Annotated in this window: 15 protein-coding genes; 8 read left to right on the forward strand and 7 right to left on the reverse strand. The window is 64.6% G+C overall.

Features of this window, described 5'->3' with window-relative positions; genetic code table 11:
- Window positions 1-741 carry an MOSC domain-containing protein gene (locus LB551_RS06635; RefSeq protein WP_224658609.1) on the forward strand — a complete coding sequence of 247 codons (741 nt, stop codon included), beginning with the start codon at window positions 1-3 and terminating at the stop codon, window positions 739-741.
- A gap of 1 nt (window position 742) precedes the next feature.
- Here LB551_RS06635 and LB551_RS06640 read toward each other — a convergent pair whose 3' ends face one another.
- From LB551_RS06640 to LB551_RS06650, 3 genes are all read right to left on the reverse strand, one after another.
- Window positions 743-2,011 carry an SAM-dependent methyltransferase gene (locus LB551_RS06640; RefSeq protein WP_224625168.1) on the reverse strand — a complete coding sequence of 423 codons (1,269 nt, stop codon included), beginning with the start codon at window positions 2,009-2,011 and terminating at the stop codon, window positions 743-745.
- Between the two features lie 364 nt (window positions 2,012-2,375).
- Window positions 2,376-3,854 (reverse strand): TadE/TadG family type IV pilus assembly protein, encoded by a 1,479-nt coding sequence (locus tag LB551_RS06645; protein ID WP_224658610.1) that lies wholly within the window; start codon window positions 3,852-3,854, stop codon window positions 2,376-2,378.
- A gap of 290 nt (window positions 3,855-4,144) precedes the next feature.
- Window positions 4,145-5,014 (reverse strand): transglutaminase-like domain-containing protein, encoded by an 870-nt coding sequence (locus LB551_RS06650; protein WP_224658611.1) that lies wholly within the window; start codon window positions 5,012-5,014, stop codon window positions 4,145-4,147.
- 199 nt (window positions 5,015-5,213) lie between these two features.
- Between LB551_RS06650 and LB551_RS06655 the strand changes: the two genes are divergently transcribed.
- Window positions 5,214-5,879 (forward strand): HAD-IA family hydrolase, encoded by a 666-nt coding sequence (locus LB551_RS06655; protein WP_224658612.1) that lies wholly within the window; start codon window positions 5,214-5,216, stop codon window positions 5,877-5,879.
- Window positions 5,880-6,043: 164 nt separating this feature from the next.
- Here LB551_RS06655 and LB551_RS06660 read toward each other — a convergent pair whose 3' ends face one another.
- Window positions 6,044-6,262: a DUF1674 domain-containing protein gene (locus LB551_RS06660; RefSeq protein WP_224658613.1), complete on the reverse strand. Its 219-nt coding sequence runs from the start codon at window positions 6,260-6,262 to the stop codon at window positions 6,044-6,046.
- Window positions 6,263-6,380: 118 nt separating this feature from the next.
- Between LB551_RS06660 and htpX the strand changes: the two genes are divergently transcribed.
- The 4 genes from htpX to purH all read left to right on the forward strand — a co-directional run bounded on the left by htpX (window position 6,381) and on the right by purH (window position 12,450).
- Window positions 6,381-7,391, forward strand: a complete 1,011-nt coding sequence (gene htpX, locus LB551_RS06665; RefSeq protein WP_224658614.1) for a zinc metalloprotease HtpX — start codon at window positions 6,381-6,383, stop codon at window positions 7,389-7,391.
- Complete coding sequence (locus LB551_RS06670; RefSeq protein ID WP_263495722.1) at window positions 7,349-8,770, forward strand: RsmB/NOP family class I SAM-dependent RNA methyltransferase; 1,422 nt, start codon at window positions 7,349-7,351, stop codon at window positions 8,768-8,770. The genes htpX and LB551_RS06670 overlap by 43 nt, the downstream gene beginning before the upstream one ends.
- Before the next feature lie 248 nt (window positions 8,771-9,018).
- Complete coding sequence (locus tag LB551_RS06675; RefSeq protein ID WP_140550755.1) at window positions 9,019-10,743, forward strand: heparinase II/III family protein; 1,725 nt, start codon at window positions 9,019-9,021, stop codon at window positions 10,741-10,743.
- 90 nt (window positions 10,744-10,833) lie between these two features.
- Complete coding sequence (purH, locus tag LB551_RS06680; RefSeq protein ID WP_224658616.1) at window positions 10,834-12,450, forward strand: bifunctional phosphoribosylaminoimidazolecarboxamide formyltransferase/IMP cyclohydrolase; 1,617 nt, start codon at window positions 10,834-10,836, stop codon at window positions 12,448-12,450.
- 108 nt (window positions 12,451-12,558) lie between these two features.
- On the opposite strand, the gene LB551_RS06685 is transcribed toward purH, so the two are convergent.
- Window positions 12,559-13,935, reverse strand: coding sequence for an MFS transporter (locus LB551_RS06685; RefSeq protein ID WP_224658617.1), 1,377 nt, complete (start codon window positions 13,933-13,935; stop codon window positions 12,559-12,561).
- Between the two features lie 172 nt (window positions 13,936-14,107).
- Window positions 14,108-18,940: an NAD-glutamate dehydrogenase gene (locus tag LB551_RS06690; RefSeq protein WP_224658618.1), complete on the reverse strand. Its 4,833-nt coding sequence runs from the start codon at window positions 18,938-18,940 to the stop codon at window positions 14,108-14,110.
- 135 nt (window positions 18,941-19,075) lie between these two features.
- Between LB551_RS06690 and LB551_RS06695 the strand changes: the two genes are divergently transcribed.
- A complete protein-coding gene (locus tag LB551_RS06695) occupies window positions 19,076-19,639 on the forward strand; it encodes a peroxidase-related enzyme (protein ID WP_224625159.1) in 564 nt (187 codons plus the stop codon).
- 130 nt (window positions 19,640-19,769) lie between these two features.
- Window positions 19,770-20,093, forward strand: a complete 324-nt coding sequence (locus LB551_RS06700; protein WP_224625158.1) for a hypothetical protein — start codon at window positions 19,770-19,772, stop codon at window positions 20,091-20,093.
- A gap of 62 nt (window positions 20,094-20,155) precedes the next feature.
- Here LB551_RS06700 and LB551_RS06705 read toward each other — a convergent pair whose 3' ends face one another.
- Complete coding sequence (locus LB551_RS06705) at window positions 20,156-20,770, reverse strand: LysE family translocator (protein WP_224625157.1); 615 nt, start codon at window positions 20,768-20,770, stop codon at window positions 20,156-20,158.
- Window positions 20,771-21,059 lie beyond the last annotated feature (289 nt).

The raw sequence follows: 21,059 nt of genomic DNA on the forward strand, positions 1-21,059 counted from the left end.
GTGGCCGTGATAGGCAGCGTTGCCGAACTCTGGCGCTATCCGGCGAGTTCGCTCGCCGGCGAACGCCTGGAGACGATCGCGGTCGGCACCGATAGCATCGAGGGCGACCGTATGTTCGGCCTGGTCGATGCGTCCGACAATGAGATCGCCCGGCCCGATCGCGAGCCGAAGTGGCACAAGGTGCCGCGCATCCGCACCCGGCTGACGGACGACCGCAGGCTCGAAATCGCGATTCCCGGCGCAGATTGGCTGGCGGCGCCCGGCGCCGAAAGCGACCGCGCCGTTTCCGACTATCTCGGCTTTCCAGCCTCGATCCGGCCGTTCGGCCTGGAGAACGCCCCGCCCGCCTATGCCGGCCCGTTGACGGAGGCGCGCTACCGCAAGGCGCCGATCCACCTGTTGACCACCGCCTCGCTGGCCCGCCTGAAGGCGCTGCATCCGCAAGGCACTCCCGACTCACGCCGCTTCCGTCCCAACATCGTGGTCGACATGGCGGCGGTCGAAGGCACTTTTCCCGAAACCGAATGGATCGGCAGGAAGCTCGCCGTCGGCGACCTGCTGTTGACCGTCTCCGAGCCGTGCCGCCGCTGCGGCTTCACCATCATCGCCCAGAACGGTTTCGCCAACGACCCGGCGATCCTGCGCAATCTGGTACGTCATAACGCGCACAATCTCGGCGTCTACTGCACCGTCGACCGCGCGGCCAGCGTCAAGGTCGGCGACGGGATGCGATTCGCCTGAACTACCGGTAAAGGTCCGCCCGCGTCGGCGGCAGGCCGCTCGGGCCTCGCGTCCGCTTGGTGGCGACCGTCTGGAAAATCTGCGCCGAGGCGCGTTCGAAGGTAATCGAACAGCCGGTAAGATAGAGCAGCCACAACCGTGCCCTGGCCTCTCCCACTTCCGCGATGGCCTCGTCGAAGCGCGCATGCAGGCGCTCGGCCCATAGCCGGCAAGTGCGGGCGTAGTGCTCGCGTAAATTCTCGACGTCGTGGACGAGGAAGCCATGTGCTTCGAGGTTGCCACACGTCATGCCGATCGTGTCGAGTTCACCGCCGGGGAAGATGTATTTGATCAGCGCCTTGTATTCCGGACCCTTGCGCAGGGTCTTTTTCAGATCGCCCTTGCTGCGCCTGGTGATGGCATGATGCAGATAGATGCCGCCCGGTTTGAGCAGGCGATGGACGGTCGAGAAATAGGTGGCGTGATTGGCCAGCCCTAAATGCTCGAACATGCCGATCGAGGATATCTTGTCGAAGCTTCCGGTGAGCTCGGCATAGGATTTTATCTCGATGGTGATCCGGTCTTCCAGACCCTGGGCCCGAATGCGTTCGCGGGCGAGGTTAGTCTGTGCGTCCGACAGCGAGACACCGTGGCCGACAACGCCATAGTTCTTCGCCGCATGGATGAGCATCGCTCCCCAGCCGCAGCCGATGTCGAGCAGTCTGTCGCCAGGTTTCAGCCGCAGCTTGCGGCAGATATGGTCGAGCTTGTCGACCTGCGCTTGATCAATGCTGTTGGCGAAATCCTTGAAGTAGCCGCAGCTGTAGACCATGCGCTCGTCGAGGAAGAGCTGATAGAACGCGTTCGAAATGTCATAATGGTGCTGGATCGCTTCCTGGCTCGAACCGCTGACGAAGGGATTGCGCCCCGAAAGGTCGGCCCGCGCCGTCATCTGTTTCCTTGAAAACAGCACAGCCGGCAGGTCACGCAGGATCGCCAGCTTCGGCAATGACTTCAGCTTCGTCCGCAGCTTGCCTTGCGAAGGCAAGGCGTAGAAGTCGAACAGCGACCCCTCCTCCACGTCGACCGCCTTGGAAATCCACATCTCGACCAGCGTGGAGAAATTTGGCCGGCGGGCCAGTTGCCAGACGATGTCCTGGTCGTTGATGGCAAGCACCGGGCCGCCGGCCGGACCGATGCGCTCGCCGGTCCAAAGCCTGACGGCAAAGCCCGGCTTCAATGCCTCGACGACCGTTCGAACGATGCGTGCTGCTCTTTCGGTGGCGTCCATGCCCTTCCCCTGCATTCGGTAGGCCGATCTTGTCCGCTTGAACCGCTGGCCGCAACCCGATTGCACGAAAGGACGCGGCCAAGCCGGAAAAACGTCTTTTTCCATTCGCCGTCTTGTCTTTTGCTGCAACGCACCCCATCATCAGTGCGTGTTCAACAAACTGAAAGGAGGTGATCCGATGTCGAGTGATTTCGTTTTCCAGAACGTGGCCTCAGCGGATTGCACTTTCGGGAAGCAGTCTTCCCGTTAAGGCGCGAGATGCGCGGCGGGCGACCCCTGGGGTTGCCGCCAGGAGCCGCGCCATGGACGGAAACACGAAAGGCCGCCGGCTTCGAAAGAAGCGGCGGCCTTTTCCTTGTGCGGCTTACTGCGTCAGCGCGACCTTTTCGGTGTTGCGGATGATTTCCTGAAAGGCGGCGTCCAATTCCACCCCGGTCGACACCTCGAAATAATGTTTTTGAGCGGTGGAGGCATCTTTCGACGAACAGTCCTTCAGCACCGCTTTTGCCTGATCCCGCTCGGTTGCCGACATGTCCTTGTTGTTCAGGTCGAAGCCGATGGTGAAAATCTCGATGCCGCCATTTTTCATGTTGCCGCACAGCGTTTCGGCGTTGCCGCGCGCAAGATTGCCCTGGCTGTTGTAGCGGCCCCTGGCACCGGCGAAGGCGGTATTGAACTGGCCATCGGTCATCAGGATCGCAACCTTGGCAATCTTCTTCGCGTTGACGTCCGAGGCGCCGTTGCCGAGGCCGGCATTCTTGATCGCAGCGCGCCATTGCGGCGACAGCATATAGTAGGTCCACTGAATGGCGATCGCGCCGGCGGTATAACCGTCAGCCTGGAAGTCCTCGATCGAATCAAGCAATGCGCCGGAATCGGCGGTCAGCGGGATCACTTCCGCATCGGGACACTTGTTCATTCCCTCGCCATCGAGATGATCATCCCGGTTGACCAGGGCGTAGTACTTCTTGCCGTTCTTGTCCGTGCGAACAGCATCTGGGCCGTCGGCGCTTAAATCCGCATCGCCATTTTTGTCCTTGCGCTCCGTGGCGCAATTATCGGGGCGTGGCATCGCCGCGCCAACAATGGAGATATAGTCGGTGAAGGACGGCAGCAGAGTTTTGCCCGTCTTGGCGACGAGAAGCGAACTGCCGGCCACGGGTGGCAGCTCAGAGCTCGCCGGCTTCTCGGCATAGACGTTTTCCGCCAGCTTGCCGGCGTTCACGCCGGACGCGTAAGGCACAATCGCGACGCGGATGCGGGGGGTCTTCGGATCCTGGTTCTGGAGCATCGTCCGAACGGCGTTTTTCGCTGCTGCTTTCAGATCGCCGATCTTGTCGACCTTGCCTCGCTTCGCCATCGAGCCCGTGATGTCGAGCATCATAGCCACCTCGATCTGCTTGTCCGAATAGAGCGCCGTGGTCGAGGCGGGGACGAGCTGCATGTCCCTCGTGCCGAACAGCGGGAAATAGAAGGCGACGTCGACATGGGCGTCCGCCTGCACCGTCCTGGCGGTCCTGTTGACCGTCAGCCTGTCGAGCACGATCTGGTTGGCTTGCAGGATGCCGGCCGTGCTGTTGGCGTCGAGGAAGGCCTGCACCGATTTGTTGGCGTCGGCCTCCTTGATCACGCCGGTCGTCAGGTCCCGCGCCGTCGACGTCACCGCGGCGTCGACCACGCCCTGAAGACTCGATTTGGCGTTGTAGAGCTGGGTGATGTTGACGGCGAAGCCGACGCCCAGCGCCAAGACCGAGACGGCGAATCCGAACAGGATGGCGAAATTTCCGCCGCGATGCCTGGCAAAACCGCCGGCCGCGTCCACAAGTCCCCCGAAAATCCGCATCGTTCTCTCTCCGCTCGCCCCGGCCTCGTCGCCGGGCAAACGGATCGATGCAGGATTCCGGCCGGGCGCGGTCAGCGGCCGCGCACCAGGGACTAGATTGTTGTTTTTGCTTTGCTTTCAGGAATGGAAAGGTGAATGACCGGTAAACGCCGATGCTGCGTTTGGCGGCATTTACGAAGCGCTTACCAAGATCCTGCCAGTCGCGGTACAGGGCCCGCGGCCGCGTGCCGCCACGGCACAGCGGCACCTGTGCCAGAGCGAGGCAGTATGCGGGTGCATGGAAATCCGGGTCAGGCCAGCATCTGCGCGGTGACCGTCCTGTCGATGGCGTGGTAGGGCGGGTTGAACAGATTGTTCTCCTGTTCGTAGGTCCATACCTTGAACAGGCTGAGCCGGTGCGGGCCGAAACTGTGCAGCAACGGCACGTCGGTGGCATCGCGTCCGCGCGCGATGACGATGCGGCCGATCCTCGGAACATTGTGGCGGGGGTCGAAGGTGTACCACTTGCCGTCGAGAAACACCTCCATCCAGGCAGAGAAGTCCATCGGCGCCGGATCGGCCGGCACGCCGATGTCGCCGAGATAGCCGTTCACATAGCGTGCCGGAATGTTCATGCAGCGGCAGAGCGTGATCGCCAGATGGGCGAAGTCTCGGCAGACGCCGACCTGCTCCTCATGGGCCTGCGCCGCGGTGCGGGTCGAGCGGGCATAGCCATAGCCGAAGGACAGGCGGTTGTGGACGTAGTCGACGATCGCCTGCACCCGCGCCCAGCCGGACGGCAAACGACCGAAAAGTTCCCAGGCAAGCTGGCTCAGGTGATCGGTCTCGCAATAGCGGCTGCCCAGCAGATAGAACAGCACCTCGTCGGGCAACTCGGCCACCGGCACCTCGCGCGCCAGCGTGTTGACCTCGTCCGCCTCGCCGCTGTCCTCGATCACCGCATCGTAGAGGATGCGAAAGGTGCCGGCAGGCGCGGTAAAGCGACGGCACGAATTGCCATGCAGATCGCTGTAGAGCTTGGTCGAAACCGCGGGCGACGTCAGCACACGGGTCTGCCGCTTGATGTCGGCCTGCCTGTCCCTGTGGATCTCGAGCAGCGAAATCACCGGCGTGGCTCCAGCGCATTCAATGGCCATTTCGTAGCCGAGCCGAATCAGCATCGCGTCCCCCTTCGATGGTCGTGGAAAAGCAGCGAAGTTGAAACGCCGGAGGCGGATCGCGGTTCCCTGACTTGCCGAAAAGGGGACTGGCCAAAAAGGGGAAACGGCCGAAAAGGTGTCCGCGCGGCTTCCAATGCCGGTGCCGGGACGTTACCATCGACGCTCCCTCGAAAGACCCTCCCCGAAATCAAGGAAAATCATGTACGCAGGCAGAAAATTCGCCGCCTTCCTCTTCGATATGGACGGCACGCTCATCAATTCCATTGCCTCGGCCGAACGGGTGTGGAGCGACTGGGCGCGGCGGCAAGGGCTCGACGTCGCCGCCTTCCTGCCGACGATCCATGGCGTGCGGGCGATCGAGACGATCGCCGGTCTGGCGCTCTCCGGCGTCGATCCGGCGCATGAGGCCGACCTCTTGCTCAAGGCCGAAGCCGCCGATCTGGAGGGCATTGTTCAGATCGCCAGCGCCGCGGCGTTTCTCAACGCGCTCCCGCCGGAGCGCTGGGCGATCGTAACCTCGGCGCCGCGGGAACTGGCGCTCTTGCGCATGAAGGCTGCCGGCATCCCCGTCCCGGCCGTGTTGATCGCGGCGGAAGATGTTTCGCGCGGCAAGCCGGCGCCCGACTGCTTTCAGCTCGGCGCGACGCGGCTCGGCGTCGATGTGCGCGATTGCCTCGTGTTCGAGGATGCCCCGGCGGGCATCACCGCGGCCGAGGCGGCGGGCGCAGCGGTCATGGTCATAAACGCTACGCACCGACATCCCCTGGCGACGCAGCATGCCGCGATCGCTGGCTACGACGCCATCGGCGTTACCGTCGACGAGCGCGGCTGGATCGCGCTCGAGCCGCAACTCAGCGCCGCCTAAAGATTGTAGTGCAACGCCCTCTCAAGGCGTGTTGAGATTCAGGTCAGGCCGAGTCGAAAGCGATGGTTTCCGAGAACCGGAGCGGAGCGTACTAAAGTACGTGACCACCGGAAGCGCAGGAAACCAACGCTTGCAGGCCGGCCTCAACTGAATCTCAGCATACCTTAGAAATCGCTGGTCAGGCCCTTGATCTCCCAGTCGCCGTAGCGGCCGGGCTCCTTGCCGCCGCGGCCGCCGATTTCCTTCGGCACCGCGGCTTCTTTGCGGCGGTAGTCCTCGCGCCGAACCGCGGCCTCTGCAAGCGCGCGACGGGCAGCGGGCGTCAGCGTCTTCAGCCGCGCCTTGTCGTCCCTGGCAGGTGTTTTACTGGTCTCATCGTTCATGCAATATTCCGGCGGATTGAAACAGGCCGATTGAAACGGGTACCGGCGTTTCCCATCATATAGCGATGAGCCCACGAGGATCGACCCCCTTACGTCACGACTTGGACGGGAGCAGACGATGAACACACTTCGCACCGCCATGCTTCTTGCCGCGATGACCGCGCTGTTCATGGGCGTCGGCTTCCTGATCGGCGGTACGGGCGGCATGATGATCGCCTTCCTGATCGCCGCCGCCACCAATCTGTTCAGCTACTGGAACGCCGACAAGATGGTGCTGTCGATGAACCGCGCCGTCGAGGTCGACGAGAAGAACGCGCCCGAATATTACGCCATCGTGCAGGCACTGGCCAAGCAGGCAGGCCTGCCGATGCCCAGGACGTACCTGATCGACAATCCGCAGCCCAACGCCTTCGCCACCGGCCGCAACCCGCAGAACGCGGCTGTCGCCGCTTCCACCGGCCTTTTGCAACGGCTGACGCATGAGGAAGTGGCCGCGGTGATGGCGCACGAGCTCGCCCACGTCCAGCATCGCGACACCTTGACGATGACGATCGTCGCCACCTTGGCCGGCGCCATCTCGATGCTTGGCAATTTCGCCTTCTTCCTCGGCGGCAACCGCGACAACAACAGCCCGTTCGGCTTTGTCGGCGTGCTGGCGGCGATGATCGTGGCGCCCTTTGCCGCGATGATCGTGCAGATGGCGGTCAGCCGCACCCGCGAATACGAGGCCGACCGGCGCGGCGCCGAAATCTGTGGACACCCGCTGTGGCTGGCCTCGGCGCTTGACAAGATCGCCCGCGGCGCCGAACGCATACCCAACCTGGATGCCGAGCGCAATCCGGCGATGGCTCATCTCTTCATCATCAACCCTCTTTCCGGCGAGCGCATGGACAGTCTGTTCTCCACCCATCCGAACACCGAGAATCGTATCGCCGCGCTGCAAGCGATGGCGCAGCGTATGGACGGGGGTGCATCACGGTCCCCGCAGCAGGCGCCCGCGTCGCCGCAGGCCGACGAGCCGCAATCGGCCGGACCGTGGGGCAAGCCGACCGCGCCGGAACCGCCGGCAGGGCCCAAATCCAATCCATGGGGTCGCAATCCGACCGGGCCCAAGGGCCCGTGGTCGTGAGCGTGGCGGGCAGGGCACCTCGACGCACAGGTGGTCAGGAACACAACAAGGACGGCGAGTTTGTTGCCGGCCTTGCCGCCCGCAAGGCGGCTGCGCGGCTGCTGGCCGCCGTCATTGATGCCAGGACGCCGCTCGACGGCCTGACCGACCATGAAAACGGCCATCCGCAATACAAGGCGCTAGACCTGCGCGATCGCGGTCTCGTGCGCGCCATTCTGGTCACCGCGCTGCGCTACCGCATGACCATATCAGGGCTGCTGGCGCGCCGTTTTGAAAAACCGCTGCCGGCCAATGCCACCGCGCTGTCGCATATATTGCATGTGGCGGCCGCGCAGATCCTGTTCCTCGACATTCCCGACAGCGCCGCGGTCGACCTCGCCGTCACCCATGCCAAGTCCGATCCACGCACATTGCGCTTTGCCGGCCTGGTCAACGGTGTGCTGCGCGCGCTCGCGCGGATCAAGGAAGCTGAACTTCCAGAGGCCCTTGCTACCACCGACGAAGCGCCGAAATGGTTTTCCGACCGTTTGAAGGCCGCCTATGGCGTGGACGAGGCCAGACGGATACTCGCCGCCCACCGCCAGGAGGCCCCGGTCGATTTCTCGGTCAAGGCCGATCCGGAGCACTGGGCCGAAAGGCTCGGCGGCATTGTCCTGCCGACCGGCACAATTCGGGTGGAGAAGCTTGCCGGCCCGGTCACCGAACTGCCTGGCTTCACCGAAGGCGCCTGGTGGGTCCAGGATGCCGCAGCCGGCCTGCCTGCCCGGCTGCTCGGTGATGTCGGCGGGCTTCGCGTCGCCGATCTCTGCGCCGCGCCCGGCGGCAAGACCGCCCAATTGATCGTGGCCGGCGCACGCGTCACCGCGGTCGACACCTCGAAGAACCGGCTGGCGCGGCTGGCGCAGAATCTCGAACGTCTCCACCTGTCGGCGGAGATCGTTCAGGCCGACCTCCTCCAGTACGAGCCGGGCGATCTGTTCGACGCCGTCCTCCTCGACGCGCCCTGCTCCTCGACCGGCACGGTGCGGCGGCATCCCGACGTGCCGTGGACCAAGACGATGGCTGACGTCGAGAAGCTCGCCGAGCTCCAGCGCCGGCTGCTCGCGCGCGCCGTCGCCCTGGTCAAGCCGGGCGGCAGGATCGTCTTTTCGAACTGTTCGCTCGACCCACTCGAAGGCGAGGAGCTTTACCGTGCCTTCCTCGCCGCGACGCCTGGCATCGTTGCCGACCCGCTTCGCGCCGGCGAGATCGTCGGCATCGATCCCTTCCTGACGCAGGCTGGCACGCTGCGCACCACACCTGCCGACCTCGATCTCGGCTCGCCGCAACGTTCCGGTCTCGATGGCTTTTTCGCCGCGCGCATGCGTCGCGCCGGCTAAGGCATTCCACGAAAGCTGCGTGACGATTATCCGTCCGGAACTGCGTGGAACAAGGAACTGGAGCGGAGTATGGATGCCGATCGGGCGCTGAACCGCTTCAGGGCTCAAGCATAGGAAGTTGCTGACCTTTTTCGGGAGCATCCGCGGCCAAGCCAGGCGGAGTGTCACCGCTCGCGGGATTTCGCCTTCGCATGAATCGTTGAATCAGATAAGCTTGCCGTTGGGATAGAGGACGATCAGGAGGGGTTTTGGCACTTGCTGCCGGCAACACGACGCGTCTGTGGGCGCTTGTCGCGAAGGAGTTTTGGCGCAAAACGCGCCGGCGCCTGCGTGCCGGACCGGTCTATCGCTGGCGCTATTCCGGCCGCACGCCCGAACGGGTGCTGATCGCGCCGCCGGACCTGCGGCTGGCCGACCCGCAGATCGCGCTCGAGATCTACTATGGCCGTTATCCCCTGTCGGGACATATGGTCGAGACCGGCGGCAAGTCGCCTTTCCAGATCAGCGTTCCCAACTACGGCTGGCAGAAGACGCTGCATGGCTTTCGCTGGCTGCGACACATGCGCGCCGCCGGCACCGAGCTTGCCGCCGCCAATGCGCGTGCGCTGGTGTCCGACTGGATCGCCACGCATGGAAACAACATTTCCGGCATCGCCTGGGAGCCCGGCACGGCCGCCAAGCGCATCATCGCCTGGCTGCAGCATTCCTCGATCGTGCTGCAAGGCGCTGAATTCCCGTTCTACCGCGCCTTCCTGAAATCGCTGGCCGTCCAGATCCGCTACCTCAGGTCGATGGCGCGCGAAATGCCTGACGGCAAGGACAGGCTGCGCGCCCGCATCGCCCTCGCCTTCGCCGCCCTGTCGCTGCCGGCGCCCGCATCGGCGCTGCGCGGCGCGACCCGCAACCTCGCCGAGGAACTCGACCGCCAGATCCTTCCCGATGGCGGTCACATCTCGCGCAACCCGATGGCGGTGCTGGAAATCCTCGCCGACCTTTTGCCGCTGCGGCAGACCTACGCCAATCAGGCGGAAGCGCCGCCACAAGCCCTGATCGGCGCCATCGACAGGATGCTGCCGGCCCTGCGCTTCTTTCGCCACCAGGACGGCAGCCTCGCCCGCTTCAACGGCATGGGCGCCACCATCCATGATCGCATCGCCAGCATCCTGCGCCACGACGACACCGCCGGCTCGCCGCTGCTGCATGCACCGCATTCGGGCTATGAGCGGCTGTCCATGGGTGGCGTCACCGTCATCGCCGACACCGGCCTGCCGCCGCCCGTCCACGTCTCCAATGCCGCCCATGCCAGCTGCCTTGCATTCGAGCTGTCGTCGGGCCGCCAGCATTACATCGTCAATGCCGGCATCGACACCTATGGCGCCGCCGAATTCCGGCCCCTGGCCCGCGCCACTGCCGCGCATTCGACCGCCACCATCAACGACACCTCGTCGGCGCGGTTCAGCCATTCGCTGCGCATCAACGATCTTCTGGGGTCGCCTTTGATCGGCGGCCCGCAGCATGTGCAGTGCAAGCGTATCGATCAGAAGGGCGTTCAAGGCTTCATCGCCCGCCATGACGGCTATATCCAGCGCTTCGGCTTCCTGCACGAGCGCGAGCTGAAGCTGTCCTCGAACGGCAATGTGTTGACCGGCAGGGACCGCTTCCAGCGTCCTGGAGGTGCGGCGATCCGCAACAATGGCCGCGATTTCGTCACCGTGCGCTTCCACGTCCATCCCGACATCAACCTTTTGCAGGACGAGCATGACCGCCTGGTGCTGACCGCCGAGCAGGTCGACAGCTGGGTGTTCACCTGCACCGAGATGGTGCCGGCGGTCGAGGAATCAATCTACTTCGCCGGTCTCGGCGGCCCGCGCCGCAGCCGGCAGATCGTGCTTGCCTTCCAGCCGTCCGACATCGCCGAAGTCCACTGGCAGCTCACCCGCACCTCTATCGCCGGCTATCCCGAAAACAACTGACCGTGCCGGCGCTGACCGAGCTTGCGGCTTGATTTCCTGATCTCATATGATACGGCGCGGGCCTGCCCCTCCAGCCGTGAAAGCACGCCCATGGCCGTCGCCGCCAAGAACATTCCCGCTCCCGACCTCGTTCCCGTGCGTCGTGCGCTGCTCTCCGTCTTCGACAAGACCGGCCTCATCGATCTCGCCAGGGCGCTCGCTGCTTCCGGCGTCGAGTTGGTGTCGACCGGCGGCACGGCAAAAGCGATCGCCGATGCGGGACTGGCGGTTCGCGACGTCTCCGAGCTCACCGGCTTTCCCGAGATCATGGATGGCCGCGTCAAGACCCTGCACCCGTCAGTGCATGGCGCCCTGCTCGGCGTGCGCGATGATCCCGATCACGCCGCGGCGATGCACAAATATGGCATCGAGCCGATCGACCTGGTCGTCTCCAATCTCTATCCGTTCGAGGAAGTCCGCCGCTCCGGCGCCGACTACGCGGCGATCGTCGAGAACATCGACATTGGCGGCCCGGCGATGATCCGCGCCTCGGCCAAGAACCACGCCTATGTCGCCATCGTCACCGATCCCGGCGACTATGCCTCGTTGCTCAACGCGCTGGAGATGAATATCGGCTCGCTGTCGCTGGATTTCCGCAAGAAGCTCGCGGCCAAGGCTTTTGCCCGCACCGCCAGCTACGACGCGGCAATCTCGGGCTGGTTCGCCGAGGCGCTGGAGATCGAGCACCCGACCTGGCGCGCCTTCGGCGGCAGGCTGGAGACTGTGATGCGCTATGGCGAGAACCCGCACCAAGGCGCCGGCTTCTATGTCAATGGCGACAGGCGGCCGGGCGTAGCCACCGCGCGCCAGCTTCAGGGCAAGCAGCTTTCCTACAACAACATCAACGATACCGACGCCGCCTTCGAGCTGGCCGGCGAGTTCGACCCGGCGCGCTCGGCCGCCGTCGCCATCATCAAGCATGCCAACCCGTGCGGCGTCGCCGAGGGTTCGACGCTGAAGGTCGCCTACGCCAGGGCGCTGGCCTGCGATCCAGTCTCGGCCTTTGGCGGCATTGTCGCTGTGAATCGCGTCCTCGACGCCGAGGCGGCCGAAGAGATCGTGAAGACCTTCACCGAAGTCATTATCGCGCCAGGCGCCACCGACGAGGCGGCAGCGATCGTGGCCGCGAAGAAGAACCTGCGCCTGCTGGTCGCCGGCGGCCTGCCGGATCCGCGCGCGATCGGCACAACCGTCAAATCCGTCGCCGGCGGCCTGCTGGTGCAGGGCAGGGACAATGCCGTCGTCGACGACCTCGAACTGAAGGTGGTGACGAAACGGGCGCCGACGCCGGCTGAACTGGCCGACCTGAAATTCGCCTTCCGCGTCGCCAAGCACGTCAAGTCGAACGCCATCGTCTACGCAAAGGACGGCGCCACGGTAGGCATCGGCGCCGGCCAGATGAGCCGCGTCGATTCCTCGCGCATCGCCGCCCGCAAGGCGCTCGACGCCGCGGAAGCGGCAGGCCGGACAGAGCCGCTGACCAAAGGCTCGGTCGTCGCCTCCGATGCCTTCTTCCCCTTCGCCGACGGCCTGCTGTCGGCCATCGAGGCTGGCGCCACCGCCGTCATCCAGCCCGGCGGCTCGATGCGCGACGACGATGTGGTTGCCGCCGCCGACGAGCATGGCATCGCCATGGTGTTCACCGGCGTGAGACATTTCAGGCATTGAGCGCTTCTTGCTTCCAGCGAAGTGAGGCGTTGGCGTTCCCTGGAACACCCCTCATCCGACCTCGCTTCGCGAGGCCACCTTCTCCCACAAGGGGAGAAGGAAGAAGCGCTACTCCACAGGCTGATCCGCCGGATACGGCGTCCTGATCAGGATCGCCATGCCTATGGCAAGGAACAGGATGATCACCGCCATGCCGAGCCGCGCCGAATCGCTCACCGCCGTGATGGTCGCCACCAGGAACGGCGCCAGGAAACTGGTCGCGCGCCCGGCCAGCGCATAGATGCCGAAATAGCGGCCGGATTCCGACGCCGTGACGCTGCGCGCCATATAGGACCGCGATGAGGCCTGTACCGGGCCGAAGGCGAGCCCGATCAGCAATCCGTAGAGGATGTAGGCCTTTTCAGCCGCGGTGCCGAACAAGCCCCCGGAATCGGTGGTCGAGAGCTGGATAAGCCCGAGCAGCGTGAAGCCAGGACCGGTCGAGACGACGCCGATGGTGGCGACCGACAGCATGACCAGCGAAATCATCACCACCGCCTTGGAGCCGAGGGCGGTGTCGAGCCGCGCGGCAATCCAGCAGCCGAAGATGGCGACGACGTTGAGGATGATGCCGAACATGCCGATCTCGGTAATCGACCAGTGGAACATGCCGGCCGCAAACGTGCCGCCGAGCGCCAGCAGCGCATTGACGCCGTCTTGATAGATCATGCGGGCGACGAGAAAGCGGAAGATGCCGCCGCGCCTGCGCACCTCGGCCAGGGTCGACTTCAGCTCCGACAGGCCTTCGCGCACCGCAGGCCCGATCGGAATGCCCCTGATGGCGTCCGGCGTGAAGAGGAACATCGGCAGGATGAACAGGAAATACCAGCCGGCCGACAGCGGCCCGGTGGCGCGGGCATCCTCGCCGAGCTTCGGGTCCAGCCCGAACAGCGGGTCGAGGCCGATGATGGTCTTGCCGGTCTCCTGCGATCCGGCCAGGAACAGCACGACGAAGATCAGCGCGATCATGCCGCCGAGATAGCCAAGCCCCCAGGCCATGTTGGAGATGCGGCCGATCTCGCTCTTCGGCACCAGGCGCGGCATCATGGAATCGTTGAAGACGGTGGAGAATTCAGCCGCCACCGACGCCAGCGAGAACAATGCTACGATCAGGAACAGGCTGGAGCCGGGCGCCGCGAGCCAGAGCAGGGACAGGCTGGCTATCTTGACCGCGGCGAAGAAAGCGATCCACGGCTTGCGCGGCCCGGTCTGGTCGGCGATCGAGCCGAGGATCGGCGACAGCACGGCGATAACCAGCCCGGCCGCGGCGATGCCGTAGCCCCAGACGGCCTGGCCGGTGGTCGGATCGCTGGCCATGCGCGAAACGAAATAGGGGCCGAAGATGAAGGTGGTGACGACCGTGAAGAAGGGCTGCGCCGCCCAGTCGAACAACATCCACCCCCAGATGCCGCGCCCGGACGCCCGCTGCACTGCTACTTCGGCCATGTCCCCTCCGGTCGCCTTCGTTTCGTTGGGCGGTTCACCCCATGTCTGCATGTTTTCCGCTGGTCATGCAAACGAACACGCGTCGAAGGGTCCGAGTGGGGTCTGGCGCTACCCTCCACCCCGTGCTTGGCAGCCACCCTCCCCACCAGGGGGAGGATGAGGCCACGATGGTTCACATCCCCGTCAGATCGCTCATCAGGCCCGATGCCACCGACAGCCGCGACACGGTGATGTCGCCGCCCTCGGTCAGCGCCTGCAGCCGTTCGCGGGTGCGGCCGATCCTCTCCCCGCCGGCCTCCAGCCACGCCGCCACCGGGTCGGCTGCCCCGGCGTGGTTCGCGAGTGCCGCCACCGCGATGCCGCGCCGCGCGGTCCCGATCGTGTCGGTGGCGCGCGACAGGGCGAGCTGGTCGTAATAGTCCGCCGGTGTGATGGAGCGGGCCGCCTCCTCGACGCGCGGGATACGGAAGGCGTCGCTGACCGCGAAGAAGGCCTTCGCTGCGGCGACGATGTCGGCACCTGCCGTTCGCGCCGCCAACGCGATATCGGGGATCAGCTCCGCCACATCGGCCAGCGCCAGCTGCGCTGCCAGCCTGTCCGGCGTCCCGGCCTTGAACAGTCCATGCCGTTTTTCTTCGATCCGTTCGCGGGAATAATCGGGAAGCAGCGAAACGAGTTTCGGCTCCAGCGCCTTGCGCGCTTCCTGCAATTCGGCAATGCGCTGCGCAAGCGGCGCCGTGCCGGCGTCGTTCTTCAGGTACCAGCCGCTGGTCACGTAGATCAGCCGGCTGACTGCCTGGTAGAGGTCGAGTTGCATCTGGCCGTCGATCTGATTGTCGAGCGCGTCGATCTCGCGATAGAGCGCCGGCAACGCAAAGCCGTCGCGCACCACGGCAAAGGTGCGCACCACGTCGGCGGCGGTGCGCCCCGTCGCTTCCCGCAACCGGTTGACGAAGGATGGACCGCCCCGGTTGACCAGCTCATTGGCCACGACGCGGGCGATGATCTCGCGGCGCAGGCGATGGCCGTGGATCTCGGCGGCGTATTTCTTCGCCATCCGGTCGGGGAAATAACCCATCAGGTCGCGGTCGAAATGCGGCTCGTCAGGCACGTCGCTTGCGACGATGTCGGAAAACAGCACGATCTTGGCATAGGCGAGCAGCACGCCGAGCTCGGCCCTGGTCAGCGGCTCGCCGCGCGCCTCGCGCTCGGCAAGGGCCGCCGGCGAAGGCAGCGTCTCGACCGCGCGGTCGAGCAGGCCGCGTGCTTCCAGCGCCGACATGAAGCGGGCCTGGTGTGCGATGTCGGCGAGGCCGCGCTTGCGGGCGATCGAGAGCGCCAGCGTCTGCTGGTAGTTGTTGGACAGGACCAGCTCGCCGACCTCACCGGTCATCTCGGCGAGAAGCTTGTCGCGCGCAGGCCGGGTCAACGACCCTTGGCGCATGGCGGACGCCAGCGCGATCTTGATATTGACCTCGACGTCGGAACAGTTGACCCCGCCCGAATTGTCGATGGCGTCGGAATTGCAACGCCCGCCATTCATGCCGAATTCGATGCGCGCGCGCTGCGTCACGCCGAGATTGGCGCCCTCGCCGATCACCTTGGCGCGCACCTCGAGCGCGGTGATGCGGACGGCGTCGTTGGCGCGATCCCCGACCTCGGCGTTGGTCTCGGTCGAGGCCCGCAAATATGTGCCGATGCCGCCGAACCACAAGAGGTCGACAGGCGCCTTGAGGATGGCGCTCATGATCTCGACCGGCGTGGCGGTCGTCTTGTTGAGGCCGATCGCAGCAGCAGCAGCGGCCGGCAAGGTGATCGATTTCTGGCCGCGCGAGACGATGACGCCGCCCTCGGACAGCTTGCTCTTGTCGTAGTCCTGCCAGCTCGAACGGGGAAGAGCGAACATGCGCTGGCGCTCGGCCATCGACGCCGCCATGTCGGGATCGGGATCGATGAAGATGTCGCGGTGGTCGAAGGCGGCGATCAGCCTAGTCTTCGGCGACAACAGCATGCCGTTGCCGAACACGTCGCCCGACATGTCGCCCACCCCGACGACGGAGAAGGGCGTGGTCTGGATGTCGCGGTTCATCTCGCGGAAATGCCGCTTGACCGCCTCCCACGCGCCCTTGGCGGTGATACCCATCTTCTTGTGATCGTAGCCGGCCGAGCCGCCGCTGGCGAAGGCATCGTCAAGCCAGAAGCCATGGCTTTCGCTGATGGCGTTGGCGGTGTCGGAGAAAGTTGCCGTGCCCTTGTCGGCGGCAACGACGAAATAGGGATCGTCCTGGTCGCGCCTGACAACGCCGGCCGGCGGGATGACGCCGTCGAGGCCGATATTGTCGGTGATCGACAAAAGGCTGGAGACGAAGTTCTTGTAGGCCGAGGTGCCAGCTTCGAAGATGGCGTCGCGGCCGGCGCTCATCGGTAGCTTCTTCGGATAGAATCCGCCCTTGGCCCCGACCGGCACGATGACCGCGTTCTTGACCTGCTGTGCCTTGACCAGGCCGAGCACCTCGGTGCGGTAATCCTGGGCGCGGTCCGACCAGCGCAGGCCGCCGCGCGCCACCGGACCGAAGCGCAGATGCACGCCCTCGACCTCTGAGCCGTAGACGAAGATTTCCCGCCATGGCCGCGGCTCGGGCAATCCGTCGACCGAGCGCGAATCGAGTTTGATCGCCAGCGACTGGCCCTTGGCTTTCGTATCGGCAACGAAATGATTGGTGCGCAGCGAGGCTTCGATGAGATTGAGGTAGCGGCGGATGATGGCGTCGTCATCGATGTTGGGAACGTCTTCCAGCGCGTCCCTGATCTTGGCCTTGAGATGCTTTGCCGCCACCACGCCTTCCGTCTCGGCGGTCGGCCCGAGCCGGGCGATGAACAGCGCGTGCAGGCCGCGCGCGATCTCAGGATAGCGGTTGAGGGCTGCGGCGATGAAATCCTGGCTCTGCGGAATTCCGGCCTGCTGCAAATAGCGGCCATAGGCGCGCAGGATGGTGATTTCGCCCGACCACAGTCCGGCAGTCTGGGCAAGGCCGTTGTAGCCGTCATTGTCGACGTCGCCGCGCCACACCGACAGGAACGCGTCCTCGAACAGCGCGCCGCCATTGCTGAGGTCGATCGGCTTCCCGTAGCTGTTCTCCAGCTCCATGTCGTGGATGAAGACCGTGCCGGGCTGATCCCTATTGATCATGCCGGGCTGATCACTATTGCCGGCCTGGTCGTCGCGGACCTCGAAGGTGCGCTCGCTGATGACGCGGAAGCCGATGTTTTCCAGCACCGGAACGCGCCGCGACAGCGCCACCGGGCTGCCATGGTGATAGATTTTCAGCGCCGCCTGGTGCGGCTTCTGCTCGGCATGGCGATAGTAATCGATGGCGATCGGATTGCTGGCGCTGATCTTGGCGATACGCCCGGCATCGACCAGCGCCACCCCGGCGCTGAAGGAGTCCCGGTAGCTTTCCGGAAATCGTGCCGCGATCCTCTTCAGCGCCGGGTCGCTGCCGCTGGTTTCCGCCGCCTCGGAAAGGGCGTCCTCCCAGGTGCGCACGATGTCGCGGATCGCCGCCTCGATCGTTGCCTGTTCGATCTTCGGCGTCTTGCCGCCGGAGCGGCCGATGATGAAATGCACGCGCGCCAGCCCGCCTTCCGGGAAGGCCGGGTAGTAGGCCGACAGCCGGCCTTCGAACACCGTCTTGAGGTAGGTGCCGACCTTCTCGCGCACGACGCTGTCGTAACGGTCGCGCGGCACGAAGACGAGGATGGAGACGAAGCGGTCGAACTGGTCGGCGCGCACCAGTGCCCGCACGCGCGGCCGCTCTATGAGGCCCAGAATGGCCGCGGCATGCTTCCTCAGGATCGGCACCGGCACCTGGAAAAGCTCGTCGCGCGGATAGCTCTCCAGCACGTTGATCAGCGCCTTGCCGGAATGGTCGTGCCGGTCGAAACCGGATTTTGCTATGACGGTTTCGGCCTTCGACCTGAGATAGGGGATCTTCATCACCGAGCGCGTGTAGGCGGTCGACGTGAACAGGCCGACAATGCGCAGTTCGCCCGCCAGCGCGCCCTTGGCGGTGTAGGTCTTGATGCCGATATAGTCGAGATAGATGCGCCGGTGCACGGAAGACTTGGCATTGGCCTTGGTGACGATCAGCGGCTCCGGCCCATGCAGGAAGGCTCGGATCTCCGGCGTTGTCGTCACCGCTTCGGTGCCGCGCCGCAGCACCAGCACGTCCAGATCGGACAATATGCCCAGACCAGGCTTGTCGGCACGCTCCAGCGTGCCGCTTTCCTCGCCGCCGACATATGTGAATTCGCGCATGCCGAGGAAAGTGAAATTGTCGTCGCGCAGCCACTCCAGGAAGGCGATCGCCTCGGCCACGCTCTTCTTGTCCAGCGGCACCGCCGAATAGCGGAATTCCGAAATCGCCTGGTCGAGGCGGGCCAACATCGGCTTCCAGTCGCTGACGGCGGAATGGACCTGGCCGAGTATCTTGCGCAGCCGCTCGGCCAAGCCGTTCGCCTGCTCCGGGGTCAGCCGGGGAATATGGACGTGAATGACGCTCAGCCGGTCGTGGCTGCCGTCGTCCCGGGCGAAATTGCCGTCGCCGAGAATTTCCTCGACGCCGTCCTTGCCATGGCGGACGGTGATGACGGGGTGGGTGACCAGGGTCGGCTCGCCGGCACTCTCGGTGATCTCGCCGAGTATGGAATCGAACAGGAAAGGCATATTGTCGTTGACGACGGTGACGATCGTGACGGGTCGGCCCTCGCGAACGACACCGGAATCGGTATCGACGGCGACGGCGCACGCGCCCTTCTTGTGACCGGCGACGGCGCGGCCGGCGAGATCCGCAGCGCGTTCGAGGTCCGCCACCTCATAGGCGGCAATGTCTTCTGCAGGCGCGCGGGCGAGCAGGTAGTCGGCGAGCCTGGCTGGCCTTTCCTGCGTCTTCGGCATCGCCGTGGCTTTCTTCTTCGACCTGCTCGCCGATTTCACGCTGGCCATGACGCTTCTTTCCTCCCGTCGTATGCTTTTGCGGACATCTGTAGCAGATGACCGCTATTTGGCGACAAAGGTTTGACGGCGTGCCAAGAATTATCGCAATTCGGCGGCAGCCGGCGACCAACGAGGAGGAATGCCATGACCGACAAGATCACCGCGCTCGATCTCGCCGCTGCTGAGCTGAGCGATGCGACCAGGACCTATTTCGCCAAATGCGAGGAGAAGCTCGGCCTGGTCCCCAACGTGTTGCGCGCCTATGCCTTCGACGACAAGAAGCTGCGTGCCTTCACCGACATGTACAATGATCTGATGCTGGGCGATTCAGGCCTGTCGAAGCTGGAGCGCGAGATGATCGCGGTCGCCGTCTCCTCCATCAACCATTGCTACTACTGCCTGACGGCGCATGGCGCCGCCGTGCGGCAGCTGTCGGGCGACCCTTCGCTCGGCGAGATGATGGTGATGAATTTCCGCGCCGCCGACCTTTCACCGAAGCAGACCGCGATGCTGGAATTCGCGGTCAAGCTGACAGAGGAGCCGGCCAAGATCGTCGAAGCCGACCGCGCGGCGCTGCGCATGGCCGGCTTCACCGACCGCGACATCTGGGACATCGCCTCCACGGCCGCCTTCTTCAACATGTCGAACCGGGTGGCGGCGGCAATCGATATGCGGCCGAACCCCGAGTACCACGCCATGGCAAGGTGACGAGCAGGGCCTGACCTTGCCATACATTAGCTGTCTCTCATTCTCATTGCTTGTTTCCCGGTTTGGTCCGATGATCGCCGGGCGGCATGATCCGCATGCCGGTTCGATGCCGCCGACAAGGGAGGAGAACATGGCGAAATTTCTCTATGTCTATCACGGCTCCGGCAAGATGCCGGCCGAGGAGGCCGAACGCAAAGCGGCCATGGATGCCTGGAACGGCTGGTACGGCAAGCTCGGCTCGGCCGTGGTCGATGGCGGCAATCCGGTCGGCATGTCGAAGACGGTGCTGCCCGACGGCAAGGTCGAGAACAATGGCGGCAGCAACCCGACCGCCGGTTACACAATCATTGAAGCAGATGACATCGACGACGCCGTCGGCAAAGCCAAGGAATGTCCTATCCTGATGAACCCGGCTTTCAGCGTTGAGATCGCCCCGATCATTGAAATGAAGTGACGTAGCGTCCGTTTTAAGCCTGATCTCTCTTGCCGAAGCACCGCTTCGGTTGGGAGGATGTCCTATGATCGCGCCGCGATCGCCGCGGCTGCACCGGCCATGGTGGTGGCGCTGACGCGGTTGGCGATTCTCATGGCGCGCTTGCTCTTCAGGAGCTTGCGCGCCTGGGCGGCGGCCAGCACCCAGGCGAGGTCGATGACCACTAGGACCACGGCCATGGTCGCGGTCAGCTCGACCCAGCCGACCACCGTCACCGAAGCAAGGTCGATGATGGTCGGCAGCAAGGCCAGGTAGAACATCATGATCTTGGGGTTGCCGAGCGTCACGGCCATGCCGGCGAAGAACAGTTTGCCGGCCGAATCCTCGCGCGGCATCTCGCCTTCCTTCGCTTCGACGGGCGCCGTCCACATCTTCCAGGCGAGAAAAGCGAGATAGGCGACGCCGACCCATTTGACGATGACGAAAGCGAAATGGAAGGTCTGCGCCACCACCGCCAGCCCGAACACCGCCAGCGACAGCCAGATGCCCTCGCCGATCCACATGGCGAGCAGGAACGGGAACACGTCGCGAAATCCCTTGGCGATGACGCGGGCGACGAGTGCCGCGATCGAAGGGCCCGGCGAACCGGCGGCCACGAAGAGCGCGGCGGCGAAGATCAGGAGCGAGGTGAGGTGCATGGCGAGGATCTCGGCTTGAAAAACCTTCGATGCCAGACATTAGCGCAAGCGATCGAGCTTCGGTAGCATCAACATGCTTGCCGGCCCGGCATCTCGCGGCTAGATAGATCGCCGCGAAACAATTTCGAGCTTCACTTTGCCTACGTAACCGCCGGTCTCGTCAACTCCCCCGACACAATGCATGGCGCCGCCACAACGGTGCCTTTTTCCATTTCATGTGTTCCTCTGGGCGGCGGTTCGAGACCGGTTTGGCACTGCTGAGCCGCTGTCGCATGCGCCGCGACGCCCG

This window comes from Mesorhizobium sp. BR1-1-2 (genome assembly GCF_020165435.1).
Classification (GTDB): domain Bacteria; phylum Pseudomonadota; class Alphaproteobacteria; order Rhizobiales; family Rhizobiaceae; genus Mesorhizobium.